17 protein-coding genes are annotated in these 19,993 nt (G+C 73.7%); 9 read left to right on the top strand and 8 right to left on the bottom strand.

Going from position 1 to position 19,993, the window contains the following annotated elements:
* Positions 1-29 precede the first annotated feature (29 nt).
* From K7G60_RS07905 to K7G60_RS07895, 3 genes are read right to left on the bottom strand one after another with little or no spacing between them, the layout of a single operon-like run.
* Positions 30-929, bottom strand: a complete 900-nt coding sequence (locus tag K7G60_RS07905; RefSeq protein ID WP_225800086.1) for an aminoglycoside phosphotransferase family protein — start codon at positions 927-929, stop codon at positions 30-32.
* A gap of 49 nt (positions 930-978) precedes the next feature.
* Positions 979-1,410 carry a ferritin-like domain-containing protein gene (locus tag K7G60_RS07900; RefSeq protein ID WP_225800085.1) on the bottom strand — a complete coding sequence of 144 codons (432 nt, stop codon included), beginning with the start codon at positions 1,408-1,410 and terminating at the stop codon, positions 979-981.
* Positions 1,407-2,006, bottom strand: coding sequence for a hypothetical protein (locus K7G60_RS07895; RefSeq protein WP_225800084.1), 600 nt, complete (start codon positions 2,004-2,006; stop codon positions 1,407-1,409). The genes K7G60_RS07900 and K7G60_RS07895 overlap by 4 nt, the downstream gene beginning before the upstream one ends.
* Before the next feature lie 168 nt (positions 2,007-2,174).
* Between K7G60_RS07895 and rimP the strand changes: the two genes are divergently transcribed.
* From rimP to K7G60_RS07850, 9 genes are all read left to right on the top strand, one after another.
* Entirely contained in the window at positions 2,175-2,672 is a 498-nt protein-coding gene (rimP, locus tag K7G60_RS07890; protein ID WP_225800083.1) for a ribosome maturation factor RimP, read from the top strand.
* Positions 2,673-2,674: 2 nt separating this feature from the next.
* On the top strand, positions 2,675-3,670 hold the full coding sequence (nusA, locus tag K7G60_RS07885; protein WP_225800082.1) for a transcription termination factor NusA: 996 nt from the start codon (positions 2,675-2,677) through the stop codon (positions 3,668-3,670).
* A gap of 74 nt (positions 3,671-3,744) precedes the next feature.
* The gene (locus K7G60_RS07880) at positions 3,745-4,026 is read left to right on the top strand and encodes a YlxR family protein (RefSeq protein WP_225800081.1); all 282 of its coding nucleotides are present in this window, start codon (positions 3,745-3,747) and stop codon (positions 4,024-4,026) included.
* Positions 4,027-4,176: 150 nt separating this feature from the next.
* On the top strand, positions 4,177-7,260 hold the full coding sequence (infB, locus tag K7G60_RS39125) for a translation initiation factor IF-2 (protein WP_225800080.1): 3,084 nt from the start codon (positions 4,177-4,179) through the stop codon (positions 7,258-7,260).
* 142 nt (positions 7,261-7,402) lie between these two features.
* Positions 7,403-7,696, top strand: coding sequence for a DUF503 domain-containing protein (locus tag K7G60_RS07870; RefSeq protein ID WP_019889861.1), 294 nt, complete (start codon positions 7,403-7,405; stop codon positions 7,694-7,696).
* 30 nt (positions 7,697-7,726) lie between these two features.
* The gene (gene rbfA, locus K7G60_RS07865) at positions 7,727-8,167 is read left to right on the top strand and encodes a 30S ribosome-binding factor RbfA (protein WP_225800079.1); all 441 of its coding nucleotides are present in this window, start codon (positions 7,727-7,729) and stop codon (positions 8,165-8,167) included.
* On the top strand, positions 8,164-9,063 hold the full coding sequence (truB, locus tag K7G60_RS07860; RefSeq protein ID WP_123455678.1) for a tRNA pseudouridine(55) synthase TruB: 900 nt from the start codon (positions 8,164-8,166) through the stop codon (positions 9,061-9,063). Before rbfA ends, truB begins: the two co-directional genes overlap by 4 nt.
* A 206-nt stretch (positions 9,064-9,269) precedes the next feature.
* Entirely contained in the window at positions 9,270-12,842 is a 3,573-nt protein-coding gene (locus K7G60_RS07855; RefSeq protein ID WP_225800078.1) for a serine protease, read from the top strand.
* Positions 12,843-12,880: 38 nt separating this feature from the next.
* Positions 12,881-13,834, top strand: a complete 954-nt coding sequence (locus K7G60_RS07850; RefSeq protein WP_225800077.1) for a bifunctional riboflavin kinase/FAD synthetase — start codon at positions 12,881-12,883, stop codon at positions 13,832-13,834.
* Between the two features lie 326 nt (positions 13,835-14,160).
* Here K7G60_RS07850 and K7G60_RS07845 read toward each other — a convergent pair whose 3' ends face one another.
* Genes K7G60_RS07845 through K7G60_RS07825 form a run of 5 tightly spaced genes read right to left on the bottom strand, consistent with a single transcriptional unit; the run spans position 14,161 to position 19,881 of the window.
* A complete protein-coding gene (locus K7G60_RS07845) occupies positions 14,161-15,120 on the bottom strand; it encodes an ABC transporter ATP-binding protein (protein ID WP_225800076.1) in 960 nt (319 codons plus the stop codon).
* Positions 15,117-16,082 carry an ABC transporter ATP-binding protein gene (locus K7G60_RS07840; RefSeq protein ID WP_225800075.1) on the bottom strand — a complete coding sequence of 322 codons (966 nt, stop codon included), beginning with the start codon at positions 16,080-16,082 and terminating at the stop codon, positions 15,117-15,119. The genes K7G60_RS07845 and K7G60_RS07840 overlap by 4 nt, the downstream gene beginning before the upstream one ends.
* Positions 16,079-16,987: an ABC transporter permease gene (locus tag K7G60_RS07835; protein ID WP_225800074.1), complete on the bottom strand. Its 909-nt coding sequence runs from the start codon at positions 16,985-16,987 to the stop codon at positions 16,079-16,081. Before K7G60_RS07835 ends, K7G60_RS07840 begins: the two co-directional genes overlap by 4 nt.
* Positions 16,984-18,045 carry an ABC transporter permease gene (locus K7G60_RS07830; protein ID WP_225800073.1) on the bottom strand — a complete coding sequence of 354 codons (1,062 nt, stop codon included), beginning with the start codon at positions 18,043-18,045 and terminating at the stop codon, positions 16,984-16,986. The genes K7G60_RS07835 and K7G60_RS07830 overlap by 4 nt, the downstream gene beginning before the upstream one ends.
* A gap of 3 nt (positions 18,046-18,048) precedes the next feature.
* Positions 18,049-19,881, bottom strand: a complete 1,833-nt coding sequence (locus K7G60_RS07825; RefSeq protein ID WP_225800181.1) for an ABC transporter substrate-binding protein — start codon at positions 19,879-19,881, stop codon at positions 18,049-18,051.
* Positions 19,882-19,993 lie beyond the last annotated feature (112 nt).

Below are 19,993 nucleotides of genomic sequence, written 5' to 3'. Positions count from 1 at the left end.
GAGCCGAACAGTACAAAAAGGGTATTCCCCTACAGCCAGCTCGCGAACTCGAGGAGCAATTCGGCGTCCTGCCGCCGCCCCGCCGTCAGCGCCCGCGTCCCCGACTCGACCGCGCGGAACAGGCTCCAGCCGCGCAGCCGCTCCCGGTCCAGGTCCAGGGAGTCCGCCAGCTTGTTGACCCGCCGCCGGGCCGCCGAGGCGCCCGAGGAGGCGGCCACCAGGTCCTCGACCCGGTCCCGTACGAGCCGGGCGAGGTCGTAGGACCGCTCGCCCACCAGCGGCTCGGGGCCGACGGCCAGCCAGGGCGTCCGGTCGCCGGCGAGGACCTTGCCCTGCCGGAAGTTCCCGTGCAGCAGCACCGTCTCCGCGTCGCCCGCCACCAGCTCCTCGCGGGCCGCGAGCGCCGCCGCGGTCAGTTCCGCGGTCGCCGGGTCCGCACGGTACGGCTCCATCGCCTCCGCCTGCCGGGCCGTCCGCTCCGCCGCCGTCTCGAAGCCGTGCTCCGCCGGGGGCTCGACCCAGAGCTTGCGCACGGTGCCGGCCGCCTCCAGGAGCGCCTTCGCCTCCGGCAGGGAGCGCAGCGAGACCTCGGGGTGGAGCCGTTCGAGGACGAGCGCGCCCTCCCCGGCCTCGTCGAGGAGCTGGACCGCGCCCCAGCCGTTCCAGTGCGCCAGCGCGTCCCGCTCCAGGTCCGGACGGGTGAACGGCGGCGCGATCTTGAGCGCGGCGGGAGAGCCGTCGGAGCGCCGGACGAGCACGACCAGGCTGCTCCGCCCGCCGGGGGCCATCACCCGCTCGCTGTCCAGGGACGCCCGGTCGAGCGCCCGGCCGGCGAGCTCCGGCAGCTCCCCGAGCCACTCGGCCGCCGCGGCGTCCCCGTACGTCTCGCCGAGCGTCCTGGCCAGTCGCTGCGGCGGTTCGAAACCCATGCGTGCGTTGTTCCTTCGGTCGGGGCGGGACTGGGGCCCGGCTTTCGGATCAGGGCCGGACAGGCCCTACCCGCTCGGCGAGCCCAGGAAAGGTTACGTCGCTGCCGCGCCAGCGGACGGCGCGTACGGCCGCCTCCCGGAGCGCGGCGGCCGCCTCTCCGCGCGCGCGGCCCCCGGTGGCCCGGACGAGGTCGGAGTACACCCCGGCCACCCGGTCCTCCAGGACCGCCGCGAGCCGCACCGCGCCGGCCGGGTCGGCGACCCGGAACGGCAGCTCGTACGCGGCCTCCGCCGCCACCGGCGTCCCGCCGAGGTCCCGCACGGTCCGGCGCAGCGCGTCCCGGCGCGCCCGGTGCGCCTCGTACGCGGCGGTGGCCTCGGCCCGCCGCTCGGTGCCGATCCGGCCGCCGACGACCCCGTACCCGTACACCGCGGCGTGCTCGGCGGCCAGCGCGGCCTGGGTCGCGTCGAGGGCGCTCATGCCCGTGCTCCTTCGGTCAGCAGGTAGGCGTGGGCGGCGCCGGCCGCCGCGACGGAGGCGAGCAGCCGGGCGTACTCGGGCGGGGCGGTGAGCAGCGCGGCCGTGTGGCCGTCGGAGGCCGTGCGCTCGGCGGCGGCGAGCTCCCCGAGGGCGGCCCGGGGCTCGGCCGCCACCCGAACGGGCGCGGCGGGGGCCGTGGATCTCCCGGAGGCCGGAGCCGGGGCGGACGCGGAGGCGCCGACGGCGGAGGCCGCCGGGGAGGGGCCCGCGGGCGTCGCCGCGGCGGGCTCCACCGCCGTGCCGCCCTCGCCGAGGGCCTTCGCGTGGGCCGCCACCGCCTGCCGCAGCGGGGTCAGCCGGGGGGCCAGGGAGGGGTGGGCGGCGAGCGTCGCGTCGTAACGTTCCAGCAGGCCGCGCGCGGCGGTCACCGACCGCAGCCGCAGGGACGCCTCGGCGCGCGCCACCCGTTCGGCCTCCAGTTCGGCGGGGCTCGGCCGCCGGGCCTGCCCGCCGGGGGAGGAGGTGCAGCCCGCCAGGGCGGTCACGCCCGCCGCCGCACCCGCCACGAGGAGTGCGCGCCTGCCCGTCGTCGTCACGCCTTCTCCCTCGGCTGCCGTCCGTCGTCGAAGATCGTCGAGATCACCGCAGGCGAGCGTACCCGCGGGCCCCGGGGCGATGGACGGCAACACCCTCCCGGACCGGATACCCTTTGGTCTGACACGCGACGAACCCACAACAGCACACGCGGCCGAGGAGTCACCCGGATGAGCACCACCCAGAGCGACAGGCTGCGCGGACTCGTGGAGCCGCTCGTCGCCGCGAAGGACCTGGATCTGGAAGAGATCGAGGTGTCCCGGGCCGGCCGCCGCGGACTGCTGCGGATCGTCGTCGACTCGGACGAGGGCGTGGAGCTGGACGTCTGCGCCGAGCTGAGCCGTGAGATCTCCGCGAAGCTCGACGAGACCGACGCGATGGGCGACGGCGAGTACGTCCTCGAAGTCAGCTCCCCCGGCGCCGAGCGCCCCCTCACCGAGCACCGCCACTACGTGCGCGCCACCGGCCGCCTGGTGAAGCTGCAGCTCGCCGAGGGCGGCGACCTGGTCGCGCGCATCCTGGCCGTGGACGAGGACGGCCTCGACATGGAGGTGCCGGGCGTGAAGGGGCGCAAGCCCACCGCCCGCCGGGTCGCTTTCGCCGACATCGCCAAGGCGCGTGTCGAGATCGAGTTCAACCGCAAGGACAAGAAGGAAGAGGAGGCGTAGCCGTGGACATCGACGTGAAGCTCCTGAAGGGCTTGGCACAGGAGAAGGAAATCTCCTTCGAGATGCTGGTCGAGGCGATCGAGTCGGCCCTCCTCATCGCGTACCACCGCACCCCCGACGCCCGCCGCCACGCGCGCGTGGAGCTGAACCGGGCCACCGGCCACGTGACGGTGTGGGCGAAGGAGGACCCCTCCGACCTGGAGGAGGGCCAGGAGCCCAAGGACTTCGACGACACCCCGTCCGACTTCGGCCGGATCGCGGCGAGCACCGCCCGCCAGGTCATCCAGCAGCGGCTGCGGGACGCCGAGAACGACGTGACCTTCGGCGAGTACGCGCGCCGCGAGGGCGACGTCGTCGCCGGTGTGGTGCAGCAGGGCAAGGACCCGAAGAACGTCCTCGTCAAGCTGGACGACAAGCTGGAGGCCATCCTTCCGGTGCAGGAGCAGGTGCCGGGCGAGGAGTACACGCACGGCCTGCGGCTGCGCACGTACGTCGTCCGGGTGGCGAAGGGTGTCCGCGGTCCGTCCGTCACCCTCTCGCGCACCCACCCCAACCTGGTGAAGAAGCTCTTCGCCCTGGAGGTGCCGGAGATCGCCGACGGCTCGGTCGAGATCGCGGCCATCGCCCGCGAGGCCGGTCACCGCACCAAGATCGCCGTCCGTTCCACCCGTTCGGGCCTGAACCCCAAGGGCGCCTGCATCGGCCCGATGGGCAGCCGCGTCCGCAACGTGATGGCGGAACTGCTCGGCGAGAAGATCGACATCGTCGACTGGTCGGACGACCCGGCCGAGATGGTGGCGAACGCGCTCTCCCCGGCGCGGGTCTCCAAGGTCGAGGTCGTCGACCTCGCCGCCCGCTCCGCCCGGGTGACGGTGCCGGACTACCAGCTGTCGCTGGCCATCGGCAAGGAGGGGCAGAACGCCCGCCTGGCCGCGCGGCTCACCGGCTGGCGGATCGACATCCGTCCGGACACGGAGCAGGCCGAGCCGCAGGGCTGAGAACGTTTTTGGACAACGACTGTTCGATTCTTGCCCCAAACGGGTGGGGTCGGTGCGGGGAGGTAGACTTAATAGTGTCTGGCCGGACGCATGCCCGCGCGTGCCCTGAGCGAACCTGTGTGGGATGCCGGGAGCGAGCGGCCAAGAGCGATCTGCTGCGGATCGTGGTGAACAAGGACGAGTGCGTTCCTGATCATCGCGGTACGCTGCCCGGCCGGGGTGCGTACCTGCACCCCGCCGTGGTCTGTCTCGACCTGGCGGTCCGTCGCCGGGCCTTTCCGAGGGCCTTCAAGGTCCAGGGACCGCTCGACACGGAGGCACTCCGCCACCACGTCGGGCAAGCGGCACCGCAGTGAGCAAGAAGTACGGCACGGAACACCGTGCGGTCAGGTACCTCGCGAGTTGGAAGTAGGTCGAGATTGCGATGAGCACTCGATGAGTACGCGATGAGTACGCCCATGAAGTAGCGACGGTCCGGCGGTAACCGGACCTCACAAAGGAGCAAAGTGGCTAAGGTCCGGGTATACGAACTCGCCAAGGAGTTCGGTGTGGAGAGCAAGGTCGTCATGGCCAAGCTCCAAGAACTCGGTGAGTTCGTCCGTTCGGCGTCCTCGACGATCGAGGCGCCGGTCGTGCGCAAGTTGACTGACGCTTTGCAGGGTCCCGGCGGCAACGCCGGCAAGACCGCTGCCAAGCCCGGCGCGCCCCGCAAGGCGACGCCCACCCCCGCCGCGCCGAAGCCGGCGCCGGCCGCTGCCGCGCCGTCCCCGGCGCAGGCGGCCCGTCCCGCCGCCCCCAAGCCTGGCGCGCCCACCCCGGCGCCCAAGCCCGCGGCGGCCGAGAAGCCCGCGACGCCGGCCCCCGCCGGCCCGCGTCCCACCCCGGGTCCGAAGCCCGCGGCCGCGCCGAAGCCGGCGCCGGCCTCCCCGGCTCCGACGACCCCGGAGTTCACCGCGCCTCCGTCGGCTCCCGCCGCCGGTCAGCAGCGTCCCGCCGGCGCGACCCCGGGTCCCCGCCCGGCCGCCCGTCCGGGCCAGCAGGCGCCCCGCCCGCAGGGCCAGGGTGCTCCGCGCCCCGGCGGCCAGCAGGCCCCCCGTCCGGGCGGTGCCCGTCCGGCCGGTCCCCGTCCGGGCAACAACCCCTTCACCTCGGGCGGCTCCACCGGAATGGCGCGCCCGCAGGCGCCCCGTCCGGGTGGTGGCGCTCCCCGTCCCGGCGGCCCCGGTGCCGTTCCGGGCGCCCCGCGTCCGCAGGGCGGCCCCGGCGGCGCCCCGCGTCCGCAGGGTCAGGGCGGCGCCCGTCCCACCCCCGGTGGCATGCCTCGTCCGCAGGCTCCCCGTCCGGGCGGCGCGCCCGGCGGCAACCGTCCGAACCCGGGCATGATGCCGCAGCGTCCCGCTGCCGGCCCGCGTCCCGGCCCCGGCGGTCGTGGCCCCGGTGGCCCCGGCGGTCGTCCGGGCGGTCCCGGTGGCGGCGGCGGTCGTCCCGGCTTCGCCGGTCGTCCGGCCGGTCCCGGCGGTGGCGGCGGCGGCTTCGCCGGCCGTCCCGGTGGTCCCGGTGGCGGCGGCGGCCGTCCGGGTGGTCCCGGCGGCGGTGGCGGCGGCTTCGGCGGTCGTCCCGGCGGCTTCGGCGGCCGTCCCGGCGGCCCGGGTGGCCGTGGTGGCACGCAGGGCGCCTTCGGTCGTCCCGGCGGTCCCGCGCGTCGTGGTCGCAAGTCGAAGCGTCAGAGGCGCCAGGAGTACGAGGCCATGCAGGCCCCGTCCGTGGGCGGCGTGATGCTGCCTCGCGGCAACGGCGAAGCCATTCGCCTGTCGCGCGGTGCGTCCCTCACCGACTTCGCGGAGAAGATCGGCGCCAACCCGGCGTCGCTCGTCGCGGTCATGATGAACCTCGGCGAGATGGTCACGGCCACGCAGTCCGTCTCCGACGAGACGCTGCAGCTCCTCGGCGACGAGATGAACTACCAGGTTCAGATCGTCTCGCCGGAGGAGGAGGACCGTGAGCTGCTCGAGTCCTTCGACATCGAGTTCGGCGAGGACGAGGGCGGCGAAGAGGCCCTGGTCTCCCGTCCGCCGGTCGTGACCGTCATGGGTCACGTCGACCACGGAAAGACCCGACTCCTCGACGCCATCCGCAAGACCAACGTGGTCGCGGGCGAGGCCGGTGGCATCACCCAGCACATCGGTGCCTACCAGGTCTCCACCCAGGTCAACGACGAAGAGCGTCGCATCACCTTCATCGACACCCCGGGTCACGAGGCGTTCACCGCCATGCGTGCCCGTGGTGCGAAGTCGACCGACATCGCGATCCTCGTGGTCGCGGCCAACGACGGCGTCATGCCGCAGACGATCGAGGCGCTCAACCACGCCAAGGCCGCCGGCGTCCCGATCGTCGTCGCGGTCAACAAGATCGACGTCGAGGGTGCGGACCCGACCAAGGTCCGTGGTCAGCTGACCGAGTTCGGTCTGGTGGCCGAGGAGTACGGCGGCGACACGATGTTCGTCGACATCTCCGCCAAGCAGGGTCTGCACATCGACTCCCTGCTGGAGGCCGTGGTCCTCACCGCGGACGCCTCGCTCGACTTGCGGGCCAACCCGAACCAGGACGCGCAGGGCATCGCGATCGAGTCCCACCTCGACCGCGGTCGCGGTGCCGTCTCGACCGTCCTGGTCCAGCGCGGAACGCTGCGCATCGGCGACACGATGGTCGTCGGCGACGCGTACGGCCGCGTCCGGGCGATGCTCGACGACAAGGGCAACAACGTCGAGGAGGCGACCCCGTCGACTCCCGTCCTCGTCCTGGGTCTCACCAACGTCCCGGGTGCCGGCGACAACTTCCTCGTCGTCGACGAGGACCGCACGGCCCGCCAGATCGCCGAGAAGCGCGCCGCGCGTGAGCGCAACGCCGCCTTCGCCAAGCGCGTCCGCCGGGTGTCCCTCGAGGACCTCGACAAGGTGCTCAAGGCCGGTCTCGTCCAGGAACTCAACCTCATCATCAAGGGCGACGCGTCCGGTGCGGTCGAGGCTCTCGAGTCCTCGCTGCTCCAGCTCGACGTCGGCGAAGAGGTCGACATCCGCGTCCTGCACCGCGGTGTGGGTGCGGTCACCGAGTCCGACATCGACCTGGCCATGGGCTCCGACGCCATCGTCATCGGCTACAACGTCCGTGCGGCCGGCCGTGCCGCGCAGATGGCGGAGCGCGAGGGCGTCGACGTCCGGTACTACTCGGTCATCTACCAGGCGATCGAGGAGATCGAGGCGGCGCTCAAGGGTCTCCTCAAGCCGGAGTACGAAGAGGTCGAGCTCGGTACGGCGGAGATCCGCGAGGTCTTCCGCTCGTCCAAGCTGGGCAACATCGCCGGTGTCCTCATCCGCTCGGGCGAGGTCAGGCGCAACACCAAGGCGCGCCTCATCCGCGACGGCAAGGTCATCGCGGAGAACCTCAACATCGAGGGCCTGCGCCGCTTCAAGGACGACGTCACCGAGATCCGCGAGGGCTTCGAGGGTGGTATCAACCTCGGAAACTTCAACGACATCAAGATCGACGACGTCATCGCGACGTACGAGATGCGCGAGAAGCCGCGCGCGTAACGCGCAGGGCTGAGTCCGGGGCCGGTCGGCGGAAGTATTTCCGTCGATCGGCCCCGGCCGTTGCGTGTACGGTTCTGGTGTCCCTGCCATGCGACGGCGTGGCAGGCCACCGAACCCGAACCGGCGGGACATCCGGCACCACATGTACGTGGGGACTCTGTCCTTCGACCTGCTCCTCGGCGACGTTCATTCGTTGAAGGAGAAACGCTCCGTCGTCCGGCCCATCGTCGCCGAGCTCCAGCGCAAGTTCTCCGTGAGCGCGGCCGAGGTGGGCGACCAGGACCTCCATCGCAGGGCCCGTCTCGGCGTCGCGCTGGTGTCCGGGGACCCGGGGTTCGTATCGGACGTGCTCGACCGCTGTGAGCGGCTCGTCGCCGCACGGCCCGAGGTGGAGCTCCTTTCGGTGCGCCGAAGGCTCCACACTGATGAAGACTGATCTGAGCAAGGCAAAGAAGGAGAAGGACCAGTGGCCGACAACGCGCGGGCGAAGAAGCTGGCGGACCTCATCCGGGAGGTGGTCGCCGAGAAGCTGCAGCGCGGCATCAAGGACCCCCGCCTGGGTACGCACGTGACCATCACGGACACCCGCGTCACCGGTGACCTGCGGGAGGCCACGGTCTTCTACACGGTCTACGGCGACGACGAGGACCGCGCGAGCGCCGCGGCCGGCCTGGAGAGCGCCAAGGGCATCCTCCGTTCGGCCGTGGGCCGGGCGGCGGGGACCAAGTTCACCCCGACCCTGACCTTCGTGGCCGACGCCCTCCCGGAGAACGCGCGGACGATCGAGGACCTCCTCGACAAGGCGCGGGCCTCGGACGCCCAGGTGCGGGAGGCCTCCTCGGGCGCCTCCTTCGCGGGCGACGCCGACCCCTACAAGAAGCCGGGCGAGGACGAAGCCGCCGAATGAGCACCTCGGGAAAGACGCCCGACGGGCTTGTCATCGTCGACAAGCCGTCGGGCTTCACTTCGCACGACGTCGTGGCCAAGATGCGCGGGATCGCCAAGACCCGTCGCGTCGGCCACGCCGGCACGCTCGACCCCATGGCCACGGGCGTCCTCGTCCTCGGCGTGGAGCGGGCGACCAAGCTCCTCGGTCACCTCGCGCTGACCGAGAAGGAGTACCTGGGCACCATCCGCCTGGGCCAGACGACGATCACCGACGACGCCGAGGGCGAGATCACGGCGTCGGTCGACGCTTCGAAGGTCACCCGGGAGCAGATCGACGCGGGCGTCGCCGAGCTGACCGGCGCCATCATGCAGGTGCCGTCGAAGGTCTCCGCGATCAAGATCGACGGCAAGCGGTCGTACGCGCGCGTGCGCGGCGGCGAGGAGTTCGAGATCCCGGCCCGCCCGGTCACCGTCTCCTCCTTCCGGGTCTACGACGTCCGCGACGACACCGCCGAGGACGGCACGCCCGTCATCGACCTGGTCGTCTCGGTCGTCTGCTCCTCCGGCACGTACATCCGGGCGCTCGCCCGGGACCTCGGCGCCGGACTCGGCGTCGGCGGCCACCTGACCGCGCTGCGGCGCACCCGGGTCGGCCCGTACAAGCTGGACTCGGCCCGGACCCTGGACCAGCTCCAGGAGGAGCTGACGGTCATGCCGGTCGCCGACGCGGCCGCGGCGGCGTTCCCGCGCTGGGAGGTCGACGAGAAGCGGGCCAGGCTGCTGCTCAACGGCGTCCGCCTTGAGATGCCGGAGTACCCGAAGGGGCCCGTCGCGGTCTTCGGGCCCGAGGGGAAGCTGCTCGCGCTCGTCGAGGAGCAGCGGGGCAAGGCCAAGAGCCTCGCCGTCTTCGGCTGAGCCGGAGGACTCCGTCGTGGGGCGGGCACGCGCGCGTGCCCGCCCCACGTCTTTCCCCCCTCGGTTTCCCCCGGGGAGTATCTGTCCCGCGGAGCCGCCGAAATTCACCCCATCGGGGAGGCGCTCGGTGTGAACGGGGGAGTGTCGGGGGGCGCGTTTCCCGGCGAGCGCCTCCGGGTGATCACCGGCCGCCTACCGTCGACACCATGGGAAGCGGGGACCTGGCGACGCTGGTGCGGATCTGCGATCCGGCGGGTCGGCCGCGCGGCACCGGTTTCCTCGCCGACCACCACGGGACGGTCGTCACCAGTCACGAAGCCGTCGACGGGCTCAGCCGTGTCGTCCTGCACGCCCCCGACGACCGAACCTGCCTCGCCGAGGCCGAGGCCGTCACCCCCCTGCCCGAGAGCGGCCTCGCGCTCGTACGGACCGAGGGGCTCGGCGGCCGCCCGCTGCCGCTCGCGACCAGGCCCGAGATCGAACCCGGCACGTACGTGCGGATCGCCGCCCAGGGCTGGCGGGAGGCCCGCGTCCTCGGTCCCGCCGCCGTCACGTACACCGCCACCGACCGTTTCCACGCCCTCACCGACGCCCTCGAACTCGCCATCGGCACCGAGGGCGCCGAGGCGCTCCGCCGCGGCGGACAGGCCGCCGGCGGGCCCGTCCTCGACACCGTCACCGGCACCGTCCTCGCCGTGCTCGGCACCGCCCTGCGCGGCGACCGCCGGGCCGCCGGATACGCGGTGCCGCTCCGGCCCGCCGGCCCGCTCACCGCCCTGCTCCGGCGCAACGCGGCCACCGTCCCCGCCTACGGACCCGATCTCAACCTCGCCGCGATCCTGGAACTCGCCGCCACCTCCACCGGCCCCGCTCGGGACCCCGACCCCTGGCCCGAGCCCGTCGAACGGCCCGGCTGCGCCCGCGAGTTCGCCCGCTTCACGGCCGGCGACGCCCCCGTCCTCGCCCTCGTCGGCGCCCCCGGCACCGGCCGAACCACCGCCCTCGCCGCACTCTGCGCCCGGCGCGCCCGGGGCGTCGCGCCCGCCCCCACCGTCCGGCTGCGCGGCGCCGACCTGCGCGCCGAGGACCACTCGCTCGCCGACGCCGTCGGCCGCGCCCTCCACCGGGCCGGCCGGATCGTCGCCGCCTCCGGGGCGCTCGGCGACACCACGACCGCCACCCCGGAGCGGGCCGCCGCCCTGGCCCGGGACGCGGGCCGCCCGCTCCTCGTCGTCCTCGACGGCCCCGAGGAGATGCCCCCGCTCCTCGCCCACCGGCTCGCCGACTGGACGGCGGCCACGGAGCGCTGGCTCCGCACCCACGGGGCCCACCTGGTCACCGCGTGCCGCCCCGAGCACTGGGAACAGGCGGGCACGCTCTACACCCCGGGCGCTCTGCACCGACCGGCGGCGGACGAGAGCGCACCGCACCGGCTCGCGGCGGCGGACGAGGGCGGTCGGCCGGACGGTCCGGGCGGGGCCGGGGCCGCCGTGACGGGGACCGGGACCGGGGCGGGCGGAATGCCCGCGGCCGTCCTCCTCGGGCCGTACTCCGAGACGGAGGCCCGTGCCGTACGCGAGGGGTACGGGATCGGGGAGGCGGACCTCGCCGCGGCGGACGCCCGGCACCCGCTCGCCCTGCGGCTGCTCGCCGAGGTGCGGGCGGCGCTGCCGGGAGAGGTGCCGGGGCGGCCCGGGCGCGAGGAGATCTTCACCGCCTACCTGGACCTGATGTGCCTGCGGGCCGCCGTCCGGATCGCCGCGGGCTCCCGGCCGCTCGTCCGGGGGACGGCCGTCCGCCGGCTCGCCGCGCGCGTGACCGGCCGGGTGCACGAGGCGGCCCGCCGGTGCCTCGGACCCGGCCACGGCGTCCTGGACCGGGCCTCCTTCGAGGAGCTGTTCCCCTGGCGGGAGGGCTGGGCCCCGGCCGTCCTCACCGAGGGCCTGCTCGTCCCCGCCGGCTCCGGCTACCGCTTCGCCCACGAAGAACTCGCCGACTGGCTCCAGGCCGCCCACCTGGACCTGGACACGGCCCTGCACGCCCTGGTCCACGGACACCACGAGGAGCCGGCCGACGGGCCCGGTGCGGTCGGCGGGCCCGGTCCGGCCGGGACCGTCCCCCTCGTCGACGTTCCACGGCAGCGGGCCGCCGGGGCGGGGGCGGGCGGAGCCCTGCCCGTGCCCCGGCACCGGATCGGCCCCGTCCTGCAGGCCTTGCTGCTGCTGCACCGGGAGCGGGGGGCCGCCGGGCTCGGACCGCGGCTCGCCGCGCTCGCCGAGGCGCTCGGACGGTTCGCCCGGGACGGGCAGGACGGGGACGGGGCCTGGTGGGCCGCGCGGCTCCTCGCGGAGAGCGTGCGGCGCGTGCCGGACCCGCGGCCGTACCTGCCCGTCCTGCGGCTCCTCGCCGACCTGATCGGGGCGCTTCCGGACCGGCACCCGGTCTTCGCCCCCTTCGGGACCGCCTTCTGGCTGGGCCTGCCGCTCGGCAAGGACGAGCGGATCGACCTGCTGCGCCGGCTCGTCCCCTCCGACCCGCCCGACGGGGACCGGAGCCTCGACGCCGTCGCCGCGATGCTGGCCGCCGACCCCCGGGGCGTCCAGCCGCTCCTCTGCCGCTGGTTCGGCGACGACCGCCCCCTCGTCGCCACCGCCGCCCAGACCCTCCTGCACACCCACCGCGGGCTCGCCGTCGACGACCTCTGCGAGGCGCTCGTCGCCACCGCCCACCCCCTCGCCGACGGCCTCCTCGCCGCTCTCGCCGCGGACGAACCCTCCGCGCTCTCCCGGGCCGTCGACCGCTGGGCCCACGACGACGGGCGGCCGGAGCGGCGCGTCGCGGCCGCCGCGTACGGGCACCTGGTCGCCGGGCACGTCACCACCTCCGCCGACCGCGAGCTCCTCCGCTACGCCGCCCTCGCCCTGCTCGCCCGCCCCGGCGACCAGACCCTCCACGGCGCCGCCCTCGGCCTCCTCGTCCGCGACCCGCACAGCCGCTCCCGGCACCTCCCCCGTGCCCTGGCCGAGCCCCGGGTGCCCGCGGCCGCCCTCGTCGAGGCCCTCGCCACCCATCCCGAGGAGGTCCTCATCGGCCTCCGGGCCCGGCTGATCGGCACCGGAGAGGCGCCGGCCGCCGCCCTGCGGGCCCTCGCCGAGGTCGACACGCCCGCCCTCGCCCGCCGGATCGCCGCACTCGTCCGCGACTACGCCGCCCGCCACCCCGAGGGCGCCCCGCTCGTCGCCGCCTTCGTCGACCGCCGCCTCGAGGAGGGCCCGGTGGCCAGGGCGGTCCTCTTCCCGCTGGTCACGGGCCTCATCCGGGGCCGGCCCGCACCGCTCCGGCGCGCCCTCGCCCCCGTCCTCGCCGCCCCCGGCACCGGGGCCTCCCGCCACCTGCGGGCCGAGCTGCTCGACGTGCTCCTGGAACACGAGCGGTACGAGGCCGAGACCGGGGAGCTCACCGTCCTGGAGGCGCTCCTGCGGGCCGCCGCGGAGGGCGCGGAGCTGCGCACCGTACCGCGCACCCGGGAACTCACCAGCCGGGTCGGCGCGCTGTGCGTCCGCACCCCCGAAGGCGCCTGGCGGCTCGACCGGGCCCTGGCCGGAGCCGTCCGCGACCTGCCCGCCTTCGCCGCGCTCCTCGCCGCCTGGACGGCGGACGCCCCCGCCGACTGGACCCCGCTGCTCGGACCGGAGACCGTCCGGACGCTGCGAAGCCCCGGCACTGCCATGCCGATGCGTACCGACGGCCGTGGACATGGCAGTCTTAGACCTGCGTAAGGCCAACAGGGCGAACAGGCGGACGAGGAGCGGTCACAGTGCAGCGCTGGCGTGGCTTGGAGGACATCCCCCAGGACTGGGGACGCAGCGTCGTCACCATCGGCTCCTACGACGGGGTGCACCGCGGACACCAGCTGATCATCGGACGTGCCGTCGAGCGCGCCCGGGAGCTGGGCCTGCCCTCCGTCGTCGTCACCTTCGACCCGCACCCCTCCGAGGTGGTGCGCCCCGGCAGCCACCCGCCGCTGCTCGCCCCGCACCACCGGCGCGCGGAGCTGATCGCGGAGCTCGGCGTGGACGCGGTGCTGGTGCTGCCGTTCACCGCCGAGTTCTCCCAGCTCTCCCCGGCCGACTTCATCGTCAAGGTGCTGGTCGACAAGCTGCACGCGAAGGCCGTCATCGAGGGCCCCAACTTCCGCTTCGGGCACCGGGCCGCGGGCAACGTCGCCTTCCTGACCGAGCTGGGCGCCACGTACGACTACGAGGTCGAGGTCATCGACCTGTACGTCAGCGGGACCGCCGGCGGCGGTGAGCCCTTCTCCTCCACCCTCACCCGGCGCCTCGTCGCCGAGGGCGACATGGCCGGGGCGGCCGAGATCCTCGGGCGCCCGCACCGGGTCGAGGGCATCGTCGTCCGCGGCGCGCAGCGCGGCCGCGAGCTCGGCTTCCCTACGGCCAACGTCGAGACCCTGCCGCACACGGCGATCCCGGCGGACGGCGTCTACGCGGGCTGGCTCACGGCGGCGGGGGAGCGGATGCCGGCGGCGATCTCGGTCGGCACGAACCCGCAGTTCGACGGCACGGAGCGGACGGTCGAGGCGTACGCGATCGACCGCGAGGGGCTCGACCTGTACGGGCTGCACGTGGCCGTGGACTTCCTGGCGTACGTGCGCGGCATGCTCAAGTTCGACACGCTGGACGACCTGCTCCAGGCGATGGCGGGCGACGTGAAGCGCTGCCGGGAGCTGACGGAGGAATACGACCGCTCCTGACACCGCGCCCACGGGGCCGGCGCCCTTCCACCACCTGCCCGTGTGGACCCGCGCCCTGCTGGGCGGCGCCCCCGCCCTCGCCCCGTGTGGGCAATCGTCCCGCAGGGCGGGACGGGTGGGCACACGGGACGGCGCCCACAGCGGCGCCTCCGCGTCCCGCGCCTGGACCCGCACCCCGAGCGGCGGTGCACAGGTGGTGCGGGTTCAAGCACAGGAGCCTAGGCCCGGCAAGGGGGCGCCGTCCGTTGTGCCCACCCGTTCCGCCCCAGCGGAACGACTGCCCACAATGGAGCGACGGGGTGCGGAACGGGCGCCCGCAAGCGGTGTCAGCCCGTCGTCGCCCAGTGGCAGGCCACCGCCTCCCCACCGCCCCCCAGGACCGGCAGGTCCTCCCCCCGGCAGCGGTCCGCGACGGCCGTCGCCTCGCCCGAGGCCAGGAGCTGGCAGCGGACGTGGAAGCGGCAGCCCGACGGGATGCGGGAGGGGTCCGGCGGCTCGCCGGTGAGGATCACGGGGGAGCCCTCCGACTCCGGCAGGACCGACAACAGGGCCCGCGTGTAAGGGTGCTGGGGGTTCGTCAGGACCGACTCCACCGGACCCGTCTCCACGACCCGGCCCAGGTACATCACCGCCACCCGGTCCGCGATGTTCCACGCGAGGCCCAGGTCGTGCGTCACCACGAGCGCGGACAGGCCGAGTTCGTCGCGGAGCCGCAGCAGCAGCGCCAGGATCTCCCCCCGTACGGACGCGTCCAGGGACGCCACCGGCTCGTCGGCGACGATCAGTTCGGGCTCCAGGACGAGCGCGCCCGCGATGACCACGCGCTGCCGCTGCCCGCCGGACAGCTCGTGCGGGTAGCGGAGGAAGAACCGCTCCGGGGGCCGCAGCCCCGCCCGCGCGAGGGCCTCGCCGACGGCCGCGCGCTCGTCCCCCTCGTAGCCGTGGATCCGCAGCCCCTCCGCCACCGCGTCGTACACGGTGTGCCGGGGGTTCAGCGAGCCGCTCGGGTCCTGGAGGACCAGCTGCGCCCGCTTCCGGTAGGTCCTGAGCGCCCCGGAGGAGTACGCCAGCGGCTGCCCGTCGAAGGCGACCGCCCCCGACGTGGGCCGGACCAGGCCGAGCAGGGACCGGGCCAGCGTCGTCTTGCCGCAGCCGGACTCGCCGACCAGGGCCACGATCTCGCCGGCACCGATGTCCAGGTCCACGCCGTCCACCGCGCGCGCGGGCGGTGCGCCCCGCCGCCCGGGAAAGGTCACGTGCAGTCCGCGCGCCGACAGCAGGCTCATGACGTGCTCCCCACGTGTACGCAGGCGGCCCGGCGCCCCGCGCCCGCCTCCCGCAGTTCCTGGTCGTGCTCCGCGCAGGCGTCCACCGCCACCGGGCAGCGCGGATGGAAGGTGCAGCCGCCGGGCAGGTCGGCCGGGTCGGGCGGGTCGCCGGGCAGGCCGCGCGGGGCCCGCCGGGACGCGGGGTCGCCGATGCGGGGGAACGCCGAGGACAGCGCCCGCCCGTACGGGTGCCGGGCCGCCTCGTACACCGCCCGCGCGGGCCCCTCCTCGACGACCCGGCCCGCGTACATCACGGCGAGCCGGTCGCAGGTGTCCGCGAGGACCGCCAGGTCGTGGCTGATCATCAGGAGGCTGATGGACTGCTCGGCGACGAGCCGCTCGATCAGCCGCAGGATCTGCGCCTGGATCATCACGTCGAGCGCGGTCGTCGGCTCGTCCGCGACGATCAGACGGGGGTCGCAGGCGAGCGCCATCGCGATCATCACGCGCTGCCGCTGCCCGCCGGACAGCTCGTGCGGGTAGGCGGCGGCCCGGGCCGCCGGAAGCCCGACGTGTTCGAGCAGCTCGCCGACCCGCGTCCGGGCCGCCGAGGGGGTCGCCCGGCCGTGCACGAGCAGCGGCTCGGCGATCTGGTCCCCGATCCGGTGCACCGCGTTCAGCGAGTGCATCGCGCCCTGGAAGACGATCGACGCGCCCGCCCAGCGCACGGCCCGCAGCCGCCCCCACGACATGGCGAGGACGTCGTCGCCGTCGAGCAGGATCTCGCCCTCGATCCGCGCCGAGGCCGGCAGCAGCCGCAGCAGCGCGAGCGCGAGGGTGGACTTGCCGCAGCCCGACTCGCCGGCCACGCCCAGCTTGGTGCCCGGCTCCAGGCTCAGGTCGACCCCGCGCACGGCGGGCACGGCGGCCGCGCCGGAGCCGTACGTCACCCGCAGGCCCCGCACCTCCAGGAGGCTCATCGCCCCACCCCCAGTTTCGGGTTCAGTACGGATTCCACGGCCCGGCCGCACAGCGTGAACGCCAGCGCGACCAGGGCGATCGCGATCCCCGGCGGGGCCAGGTACCACCAGTGTCCGGAGGAGACGGCGCCCGCCTCCCGGGCGTCCTGGAGCATCCCGCCCCACGACACCACGGTCGGGTCGCCGAGGCCGAGGAAGGCGAGGGTCGCCTCGGTGAGGATGGCCGTCGAGATGCCGAGGGTGGTCTGCGCGAGCACCAGCGGCATCACGTTCGGCAGCACGTGCCGGGTCATGACGTGCCGGTGGCCGCCGCCGAGCGCGGTGGCCCGCTCGATGTACGGGCGGGACTCCACCGCGATCGTCTGCGCCCGCACCAGCCGGGCGGTGGTGGGCCAGGAGGTCACGCCGATGGCCAGGACCACCGTCCACATCGACCGGGACATGACGGTGGCGAGGACGATCGCGAGCACCAGCGTCGGCATCACCAGGAACCAGTCGGTGATCCGCATGACGACCGTCGAGAACCAGCCGCCGTAGTGCCCGGCGATGATGCCCACCAGGGTCCCGATGGCGACCGAGAGGGTCGCCGCGAGCAGGCCGACGAGCAGCGAGATCCGGGCGCCCCAGATCAGCAGGCCGAGCAGCGGGCGCCCGAACTGGTCGGTGCCGAGCGGGAACTCGGCGCTCGGCGGCTCCAGGGCCGTGCCCGGCGCCTCGGTCACCGACTGCACGTCGGAGCCGACGACCAGCGGGGCGGCGAGCGCGAGCAGGGCGATCAGGGCGAGGCCGGCGAGACCGTACAGCCCGGCCCGGTGCGTGCGGTAGCCGCGCCAGAAGCGGGCAACGGAACCCTTGCGGCGTTCCCAGACCAGAGAGGTCTTCCGAGAGGTCGTCGGAGAGGTCATCGGCCCACCCGGGGGTCGAGCAGCGGATAGAGCAGGTCGGCGAGCAGGTTCATCAGGATCATCGCTCCGGCGAAGACCACGAACAGGCCCTGCACGAGCGGCAGATCGGGCACGCTGAGCGCCTGGTAGAAGAGACCGCCGAGCCCCGGCCAGGAGAACACCGTCTCCACCAGGATCGAGCCGGCCGCCACGTGCCCCAGGTTGATGAAGATCATGGTGACGGTCGGCAGGAGCGCGTTCGGCACGGCGTGCCGGCGGCGCACGGCGTCGTCCCGCAGCCCCTTCGCCCGTGCCGTCGTCAGGTAGTCGCCGCCCATCTCGTCGAGGAGCGAGGAGCGCATCACGAGCAGGGTCTGCGCGTAGCCGACCGCGACGAGCGTGACCACGGGCAGGACCAGGTGGTGGGCGACGTCCAGGACGTACGCGAATCCGGTCTCGCCCGTGCCCGACTCCATGCCGCCGGTCGGGAAGAGCCCCGGGACCGGTCCCATGCCCACCGAGAAGACGATGATGAGGAGCAGCCCGAGCCAGAAGGAGGGCACCGACCACAGGGTCAGCGCGATCCCGGTGTTCAGCCTGTCGCCGAGACCGCCGTGCCGCCAGGCCGAGCGGGTGCCGAGCCACAGTCCGAGCGCCGAGTAGATCACCACGGCGACCCCGGTGAGCAGCAGCGTCGCCGGGAGCTTCTCCGCGATGAGGTCCCCGACGGGGGCGCGGAACTGGAACGAGGTGCCGAGGTCGCCGCTCAGCGCCTTGGCGCAGTAGTCGGTGAACTGCTGCCACAGCGGCAGGTCGAGACCGAACTGGCGGCGCAGCGTGGCGAGTTGCTCGGCCGAGGTGGGCACGCCGTGGGTCATCGCCTTCACCGGGTCACCGGGGATGATCCGGAAGAGGAAGAAGCTGGTTACCAGCACGGCGAAGAGCGAGACGAGCGCGCCGCCCAGCTTCCCCGCCGCGTGGCGGAGGTAGCCGAGGGAGGAACCGGTGCGGGGTGCGCCGTCCGTGGCGCGGGCCTTCTCGGCCCGCGCCACGTCGGCGGGGGTGCTTGCCGTCGTCACGTACTACTCGCGGTCGTCGGCGGTGGAGCGGCGGCGCAGACCGAGGAGGACGCCGATGCCGAGCACGGCCACCACGGCCGCGCCGACGCCGATGACGACCCCGGCGGACGAGCCGCCGCCGGAGTCCTCCGCCCGGTCCGCGGGCACGGCCGACCACCAGCTCCAGTAGCCGTCCTGGCCCCACAGGTTCCCGGCGGCCTCGGGCATGGTCGTGATGGACCTGATCTGGTCCGTGCGGTACGCCTCCAGGGCGTTCGGGTAGGCCATGACGTTCATGTACCCCGTGTCGTACAGCCGGGACTGCATCCGCTTCACCAGATCCGCCCGCTTGGCGGCGTCGTACTCCACCGCCTGCTGCGCGTAGAGCCCGTCGAACTCCTTGTCGCAGATGAAGTTGTCGGTGGCGCCGGAGTCCTTCGGGGTCGCCGGGAGCGTGCCGCAGGTGTGGATGGAGAGGACGTAGTCCGGGTCGGGGTTGACCGACCAGCCGTCGAAGGCGAGGTCGTAGTCGCCCTTGACCCACGGGTCGGAGACGCTGTCCAGGCACTCGACCTTCAGGCCGATGCCGAGCTTGCCCCACCACTCCTGGAGGTACTTGCCGACCGCCTTGTCGTTCGGGTCGGTGGCGTGACAGAGGATCCGGAACTCCAGGGGCCTGCCGTCCTTGCCGAGCCGCTTGCCCTCGGCGTTCTTCCGGTATCCGGCCGAGTACAGGAGCTTCTCCGCCTGGACGGGGTCGTACGCCCGCTTCTGCGCGTCCTCCGGCTTCCAGAAGTACGAGCCGAAGCGCGGCGGGATGTACCCCTCGCCCTCGACGGCGTGGCCCTGGAAGACCTTGTCGACGAGGGTGGCGCGGTCGACGGCGAGGAAGAGCGCCTTGCGGACCGCGGGGTCGAGCAGCGCCTTGTGCCCGTTGCCGAAGGTCCTCCCGTCCCGGGCCTTCGCGCCCGGGTTGGTGGCGAGGGCGTAGAAGCGGCGGCCGGGGGCGTCGTTGACCTTGATGTTCTTCTGGGTCTTCAGCGCGGCCGCCTGGGCGGGCGTCAGGTTCGGCACGAAGGACACCTCGCCCTTCTGCAGGGCGGCGACGGCGGCGTCCCCGTCCTTGTAGTACCTGAAGACCAGCTCGTCGAACTTGGGGGCGCCCCGCCAGAACTTCTTGTTCGGCTTGAGCTTGATGTACTGGTCGACCTTGAAGTCCGTGATGACGAAGGGGCCGTTCCCGACGATCGGGAACTCCTTGTCGTTGTTGAACTTCGAGAAGTCGGTGACCTTCTCCCAGACGTGCTTCGGCACGATCGGCACGTCGAGGGCCGTCATCGTCGCCTGCGGCTTCTTCAGCCGGATGACGAGCGTCTGCGGGTCGGGGGCGGTGACCTGCGCGAAGTTCGCGGTGAAGCTGCCGTTGGCGGTGGCGGCGTTCGGGTCGGTCATCATCTTGTTGAAGGTCCAGGCCGCGTCCTCGGCGGTGGCCTGCCGCCCGTCGGACCAGGTCGAGTCCTTGCGGATCGTGTACGTCCACGTCAGCTTGTCGGCCGAGGACTTCCAGGCGGTCGCCAGGCCCGGGATCGTGTGGGCGTCCTTCGGGTCGTAGTTCGTGAGGTACTCGTACGCCAGCCGGTGGATGCTGGTCGAGGTGAGCTTCTGGGCCAGGAACGGGCTGAGCGAGTCGATGCTCTGCGAGACGGCGACCGTGAGGGTGGTGCCGCCGGACTTCTCGTCCTCCGCCTGCGCGGTGCCGGGAACGACGACGAGGGAGCCGGCGGCGAGACCGGCGGCGAGCAGCAGTCGGAGGGCTCTGCGGGCAGGAGCGGGACGGGGTGGAACCTTCGTGACCATGACCATGGGACGTGACCTCGCGTCGGAGTACTGTCGTGGATCTTGGGCTGACGATGGGTGAAGCGAAGGTGTATCAGCGGTGGTCTGCCGTCGTCAACGATCCCTCAAACCC

This window comes from Streptomyces sp. NK15101 (assembly GCF_020400725.1).
In the GTDB taxonomy this organism is placed as follows: domain Bacteria; phylum Actinomycetota; class Actinomycetes; order Streptomycetales; family Streptomycetaceae; genus Streptomyces.
The sequence above is the reverse complement of the archived record's forward strand: the minus strand, read 5'-3'. Positions and strand labels throughout refer to the sequence as shown.

Bases quoted from the DNA above. Each gene is read 5' to 3' on its own strand.
- K7G60_RS07905 (WP_225800086.1), bottom strand. From the start codon at position 929: ATGGGTTTCGAACCGCCGCAGCGACTGGCCAGGACGCTCGGCGAGACG.
- K7G60_RS07900 (WP_225800085.1), bottom strand. From the start codon at position 1,410: ATGAGCGCCCTCGACGCGACCCAGGCCGCGCTGGCCGCCGAGCACGCC.
- rimP (WP_225800083.1), top strand. From the start codon at position 2,175: ATGAGCACCACCCAGAGCGACAGGCTGCGCGGACTCGTGGAGCCGCTC.
- K7G60_RS07870 (WP_019889861.1), top strand. From the start codon at position 7,403: ATGTACGTGGGGACTCTGTCCTTCGACCTGCTCCTCGGCGACGTTCAT.
- truB (WP_123455678.1), top strand. From the start codon at position 8,164: ATGAGCACCTCGGGAAAGACGCCCGACGGGCTTGTCATCGTCGACAAG.
- K7G60_RS07855 (WP_225800078.1), top strand. From the start codon at position 9,270: ATGGGAAGCGGGGACCTGGCGACGCTGGTGCGGATCTGCGATCCGGCG.
- K7G60_RS07845 (WP_225800076.1), bottom strand. From the start codon at position 15,120: ATGAGCCTGCTGTCGGCGCGCGGACTGCACGTGACCTTTCCCGGGCGG.
- K7G60_RS07840 (WP_225800075.1), bottom strand. From the start codon at position 16,082: ATGAGCCTCCTGGAGGTGCGGGGCCTGCGGGTGACGTACGGCTCCGGC.
- K7G60_RS07835 (WP_225800074.1), bottom strand. From the start codon at position 16,987: ATGACCTCTCCGACGACCTCTCGGAAGACCTCTCTGGTCTGGGAACGC.
- K7G60_RS07825 (WP_225800181.1), bottom strand. From the start codon at position 19,881: ATGGTCACGAAGGTTCCACCCCGTCCCGCTCCTGCCCGCAGAGCCCTC.